Here is a 4,646-nt window from a genome sequence, read left to right on the forward strand (position 1 = left end):
ATGCCAATGCGTTTTTCTTTCCGGGCCAGTACTACGACTATCGTTGGCCGATCCAGTTGGCCGGCTATGACAGCATCAATACCAATGCGCAGGATCCGCGCGCGGCGTTCCCCTGCGCTCCGGGTGAAACCCTGTTCGTCAACGACGCCACTCCGGGCCTCAAGACCTGCAACAACGGCAGCATCAAGATTCGTGGCGACTGGCGCGAGACCATGAGCACCCACTGGTTCCACGACCACATGCTCGATTTCACCGCGCAGAATGTCTACAAGGGCAACGCGACGATGATGAACTACTACAGCGCCATGGATCGCGGTAACGAAGCCATGGAAGACGGTGTCAACCTGCGCCTGCCCAGCGGTTCGGCCTTGCCCTGGGGTAACCGTGACTACGACGTCAACCTGATGGTGGCCGACAAGGCCTGGGATGCCAACGGCCAGTTGTGGTTCAACCCGTTCAACACCGATGGCTTCCTCGGCGATCAGATCCTGGTCAACTGGCAGTACCAGCCGCGCTTGAACGTGCGTGCGCGCAGCTATCGCTTCCGCATCCTCAATGGCTCGGTGTCGCGTTTCTTCAGGATCGCGCTGGTGCGTGAAGTCGTCGGCACCGGTGGCGAATTCCCCGGTCCGGCAGGTTCCGGCCTGTCCTATACCCGGGTGCCGTTCCACATGATCGCCAACGACGGCAACCTCATGGAACACGCCGTGCCTTTCGACGGCAGCATGGACCTGGACGCCGACGGCGATGTGCAGGACCACAACGCGATACTGCCCACCCAGGGCATTGCCGAGCGTTTCGACATCATCGTCAACTTCTCGAAATACGGGATCAAGACCGGCGACAAGCTGTACTTCGTCAACCTGATGGAGCATCAGAACGGCAAGGGTCCGGAGAATATTGCGCTGAGCCTGGCCGATGTCCTGTCCGGCAAGTACAAAGCGGTGCTTAAACTGGGCAGCAAGGGGCTGGAATGGGACCTGGGTGACCCGGCGGTGGGCAAGTTCATGCAGATGGTGGTGCAGCCTTATGCCGGCCAGGACGTGAGCATGAACCCCGCCGACTACGAACCCGCCAAACCGGGTAAACCGGTCGGCAAGGTCATGATCCCGCTGACGGTCAACCGCGACGATCCAACGATGCAGGCCAAGCTCAAGACCGTGCGGCATCGGGAGTTCATCTTCGGTCGCTCCGACGGCACCGATGGAGAACCCTGGACCATCAAGACCGATGGTGGTTTCGGCAACCGCGCGGACCTGCGCCGGATCAGCGCCGCGCCACAACTGGCCAGCGGCCCGACCCCGGCTGGGTTCTCCGGCGACGGCACCCTGGAAGTGTGGAAAATCAAGAACGGCGGCAACGGCTGGAGCCACCCTGTACACGTGCATTTCGAAGAAGGCGTCGTCCTCAGCCGCGACGGCAAGGCACCGCCGGAATGGGAAAAATGGGCACGCAAGGACGTCTATCTCATTGGCCAGGGCATCGACAGTACCGTGGACGTGGACATCGCCATCCGCTTCCGTGAGTTCGCCGGGACCTACATGGAGCACTGCCACAACACCCAGCACGAGGACACCTCCATGCTGATGCGTTGGGATAGCGAGAATCCGGGCCAGTTCCAGTTGATGCCAACGCCCCTGCCAGGTTGGGACGGCGTGACCTACGTCAACTCCGCCGCGCTGCCAACCTTCCGCACTGGCGATACCCGTACCAACGACGATAACCAGAAACCGATCGCCAACCCCGACAGCGCCATCAGCAACACCGGCCAACCGGTGACCATCAACGTGCTGGCCAACGACAGCGACCCTGACGGTAACGTGCCACTTAAAGTGGTGGGTCTGGCACAACCGGACTCCGGCATGGGCTCGGTCAGCACCGATGGCCTGCGCGTGATCTACACGCCACCGGCCACGGTCACCGCGCCATTCACTGCGACCTTTACCTATCAGGCCGCCGATGCCAAGGGTGCGGAATCGGCACTGGCGACGGTAACCGTGGCGGTCTCGGCAGGGGTCGTCGAGAACCTGATCGTCACCGGCGCTACCGTGACCGCCCGCAGTAACAGCCGCTGGTATTGGGTACTGTCCGGCACCACCTCGCGTGGCACGGGCAATACCATCACCGCGACGGCCACGACCACGACCGGCACGGTGAACCTTGGCGCCGCCACCCTGACCACGACGCCTACAGGCGCGCGCTGGAATATAGCGGTGACAACCGTCGGCAGCGGCCCGGCGGCTGCCCCGACGGCGACCATCAAGTCGGCCTTTGGCAAAACCGTGACGGTGCCGATAGTGAAGAACTGAGTTTCAACCTGGCTTTAGCGACGAGGGCCTCAAAGGATTTGAGGCCCGAATCGGTAAGTTCAGCTGCTTGCCTTCAACTGTGCGGTGCGATGATCCTGAGCCACGGCCAGCGAGCCTGATAACTTCTGGCCTTCTGATCGAACAGGTCCGGCCTGGGATTTCCTGGATTGATTCGAAGCAGCCCGTGCTCTGTGTCGGCCAGGCCGTTGGGGGCATAGACCTCGCCGGTGGCGACATCCCAACCTATGCAGGTACCGGCAACCAGGTAGCGGTCGATCCCGTCTCGGGCAGACTGAAGCCTGGGATAATTCCCGCCGAACCGCTGGCTGTACCACAGGTGAACGCGGGCCTGATTCTTGACCTCAATGTTCACGTCGAGGTCGTTGAACAGCTGCCGGGCTGACTGGATGACCTCATTCTCTGCCTCCCAGGACAGATCATCATCGAAGTAGAAGACGTCGTAATCCTTCACGCCCCATTCTGGCGGTCGCTGCGACTGATGATTCCAGACGGCCTGGAACAGGCAACCGGCCGTGAGCATGCATTGGTTCAAGCCGAGCTCGGGCAAGCGTGTGTAAATTTGTGCGTTGATAGGATTGGTCATTGCGATCCTGACCAGGCTTTCGGCAGTCAATGTCATCTTCATCCCTTCCCTATCGATCTGATCCTGGCGACCGACAATACCCCCGCTGCTTTACAAATTCACGAAAAACACTGCCCGTTCCCTTATCCGGCCAATCAGGTGCCATTCAGCGTTATCTCGTCGGTACTGACTACGTGGATGACACTTTTGAAGTGAGCCGCCGCCGTGCCTGCCCCGATAATCGATAGCTTACTGACGAACTGTCGAGGTCAAGCATGACGAGCGCAAATATGGAACAAGTCAGCCCGGGAACACTGAGAAGAGTGATTGTCGCCGCCGGTATCGGCAATTTCGTCGAGTGGTTCGACTTCGCCGTCTATGGCTTTCTGGCCACGACCATCGCCCAGCAATTTTTCCCCAGCGGCGATGCCAGCGCCGCGCTGCTCAAGACCTTTGCGGTGTTCGCCGTAGCCTTCGCATTCCGCCCCCTTGGCGGGATTTTCTTCGGCATGCTGGGCGACCGGATCGGCCGCAAGCGAACCCTGGCGATGACCATTCTGCTGATGGCGGGCGCAACGACCCTGATCGGTCTGCTGCCCACTTATGCGGCGATCGGGGTCATGGCGCCGATTCTGCTGTCCCTGATCCGTTGCGCCCAGGGCTTTTCCGCCGGGGGTGAATACGCAGGTGCCTGTGCCTACCTGATGGAGCATGCACCGAGCGACAAGCGAGCCTGGTACGGCAGCTTCATTCCGGTGTCGACATTTTCCGCCTTCGCCGCGGCAGCCGTGGTGGCCTACGCGCTCGAGGCGTCTTTGTCGGCCGAAGCCATGGGCAGTTGGGGTTGGCGCCTGCCGTTCCTGATTGCTGCGCCGCTGGGCCTGGTGGGGCTTTACTTGCGCTGGAAGCTCGACGAGACACCGGCATTCCAGGCGGTGACCCAGGATCATGCGGTCGCCCACTCGCCGCTCAAGGACACCTTGCGCAACCATGGGGCGGCGATCTGTTGCCTGGGTGCCTTCGTGTCACTGACCGCCCTGTCGTTTTATATGTTCACCACCTATTTCGCGACTTACCTGCAAGTCGCCGGTGGCCTGAGTCGCGCAACCGCGTTGCTGGTGTCGCTGATTGCATTGCTGTTCGCCGCGGCGATCTGCCCGCTGGCCGGGCTGTACTCGGATCGGGTCGGGCGTCGCATGACGGTGATGACGGCCTGCGCGCTGTTGATCGTTGTCGTGTATCCCTCATTCCTGATGGCCAGCTCCGGCTCGTTCGCAGCGTCCGTCGTCGGCGTCATGCTCCTGGCGATTGGCGCGGTGTTGTGTGGCGTGGTGACGGCGGCCCTGCTCTCGGAAACCTTCCCGACCCACACTCGATACACCGCCTCGGCCATCACCTACAACATGGCCTACACCCTGTTCGGCGGCACCGCGCCGCTGGTGGCGACGTGGCTGATCAGCACCACCGGCAGCAACCTGTCGCCGGCGTTCTACCTGATTGCGATTGCATTACTCGCGCTGGCCGGGGGACTGGCATTGCCGGAGACCTCGAGGATCTCCCTGCATGACGTGGCGGCGCAGGAGAAAGCCGAAGGCGTAAGTGCATCCGCCTGAGACACGAAACGAGCCGGCAGCCGTCATGTCAACGAGGTTTCCCTCTGCGGCCTTTGACTGGCCAGCAAAACCCTGCACAATTGCCGGCTGCTTTTGGGGCTTTCACTGGTTTGGAGGCCGCTGGCTTGCCAGCGATGGTCG

Annotated in this window: 3 protein-coding genes; 2 read left to right on the forward strand and 1 reads right to left on the reverse strand. The window is 61.5% G+C overall.

What is annotated here, in order from left to right; translation table 11 throughout:
- Positions 1-2,309, forward strand: a 2,309-nt coding sequence (locus PMI26_RS21850) for an Ig-like domain-containing protein (RefSeq protein ID WP_007972269.1), incomplete at its 5' end; no start/stop codon positions are given.
- 73 nt (positions 2,310-2,382) lie between these two features.
- Here PMI26_RS21850 and PMI26_RS21845 read toward each other — a convergent pair.
- A complete protein-coding gene (locus PMI26_RS21845; RefSeq protein WP_033047604.1) occupies positions 2,383-2,949 on the reverse strand; it encodes a nucleotidyltransferase family protein in 567 nt (188 codons plus the stop codon).
- A gap of 218 nt (positions 2,950-3,167) precedes the next feature.
- On the opposite strand from PMI26_RS21845, the gene PMI26_RS21840 reads away from it, so the two are divergent.
- Positions 3,168-4,505: an MFS transporter gene (locus PMI26_RS21840; RefSeq protein ID WP_007972271.1), complete on the forward strand. Its 1,338-nt coding sequence runs from the start codon at positions 3,168-3,170 to the stop codon at positions 4,503-4,505.
- Positions 4,506-4,646: the final 141 nt, after the last annotated feature.

Origin of the sequence: Pseudomonas sp. GM33 (assembly GCF_000282295.1) — a bacterium.
Lineage (GTDB): Bacteria > Pseudomonadota > Gammaproteobacteria > Pseudomonadales > Pseudomonadaceae > Aquipseudomonas > Aquipseudomonas laurylsulfatiphila.

Excerpts from the sequence above, each read along its gene's own strand:
- PMI26_RS21845 (WP_033047604.1), bottom strand. The coding sequence starts at position 2,949 with ATGACATTGACTGCCGAAAGCCTGGTCAGGATCGCAATGACCAATCCT.
- PMI26_RS21840 (WP_007972271.1), top strand. The coding sequence starts at position 3,168 with ATGACGAGCGCAAATATGGAACAAGTCAGCCCGGGAACACTGAGAAGA.